At 36.1% G+C, this 1457-nt stretch carries 1 protein-coding gene; it reads left to right on the plus strand.

The window, feature by feature from the left end:
* Positions 1-259 precede the first annotated feature (259 nt).
* Positions 260-1285, plus strand: a complete 1026-nt coding sequence (locus AB1414_20755) for an Rpn family recombination-promoting nuclease/putative transposase (protein ID MEW6609841.1) — start codon at positions 260-262, stop codon at positions 1283-1285.
* Positions 1286-1457: the final 172 nt, after the last annotated feature.

A 1457-nucleotide genomic window follows, 5' to 3' on the forward strand; every position in this document is an offset into this window, starting at 1 on the left:
AGAGAAATTAGCCACAAATGGACACGAATTAACCTGTGACATTCGATAAATGTAGTGCGAACCTTTAGGTTCGCTTTCCTGCTTGCCAGAAGCGAGGCTAAAGCCTCGCACTACAAATCTTTTTATTATTCGTGTTCATTCGTAGTTATATATTCTCTCTGTGTTCTCTGTGGCTCTGTGGCTATATCCCTGAACGGTAACCATTGTTTGTTATTCGTTCTACAAATTACGAAACACGAATTCAAGGAGGAATAAAAATATGCAGTTTTTGGATGTAAAAACAGACTTTGCCTTTAAAAAGGTATTTGGAAGCAAACAATCAAAAGATATACTTATAAACTTTATAAACTCAGTGGTTAAATTCAAAGATGGAAGCATTATTGAAGATTTAACCATCGTTGACCCATATCAGATACCGTTACTTAAAGGGATGAAGGATACCTATGTTGATGTCAAGGCAATATTATCAGATGGTAGTGGCGTAATTATTGAGATGCAGATATTAAATTATGAAGGATTCGAAAAAAGGATTCTCTACAATGCGGCGAAGGCATATTCTACGCAACTTTTATGTGGTGATGAATTTTATCTATTAAACCCGATAATTGCTATCACTATTACTGATTTTGAGATGTTTAGTGAGTGGACAAAGGTCATCAGTTACTTCAGATTGATAGAGAAGGATGAGTTAGTTGAATATAGTGGAGATATTGAATTAATCTTCATTGAGTTACCAAAATTCAAGAAGGAAGAAAGTGAATTAAGTGATTGGACGGATAAATGGATATATTTTATAAAAAATGCGGGTAAGCTAAATTACATACCCAAAACACTGGGGATGAGTAAAGAGATAAAGAAGGCATTTGAGATAGCCAATCAAGCAGGTCTGAGTGCCAAAGAATTAGAGATACAGCATAAAAGGAAAGATTTCATCTATATTCAAAAGGCATCGATTTCTTATGCCGAAAAGAAAGGGTTAGAACAAGGGTTACAACAAGGGTTACAACAAGGGTTAGAACAAGGGTTAGAACAAGGGTTAGAACAAGGGTTAGAACAAGGGTTAGAACAAGGGTTAGAACAAGGGTTACAACAAGGGTTACAACAAGGGTTAGAACAAGGGTTACAACAAGGATTAGAACAAGGATTAGAACAAGGAATTCGACAAGGACTAATAGAGACAGCTAAATCGATGTATAAAAAAGGGTTTAAATTGGAGATGATTGCTGAGATAACAGGACTTTCAGAAGAGGAAATAAATAGAGAGGGGATTGGAGTCAAACCTTGAGTGAGTGTTGACAAGAAAAAGTATATTCGATTTGACGATGAACAAATGAGAGCGTTGCGTAGAACTTAAGGCTATATTTACGGTGCGTGGCATTGTGTTACCTCATTTCTTGCCATCTTTTTGTTTCTCTTGACATTTTGGAGTCCCAAAAGATAACCCAGAGGGTCATTAA

It is taken from the genome of bacterium (assembly GCA_040755795.1).
GTDB lineage: Bacteria > UBA9089 > CG2-30-40-21 > CG2-30-40-21 > SBAY01 > JBFLXS01.

Bases quoted from the DNA above. Each gene is read 5' to 3' on its own strand.
- AB1414_20755 (MEW6609841.1), top strand. From the start codon at position 260: ATGCAGTTTTTGGATGTAAAAACAGACTTTGCCTTTAAAAAGGTATTT.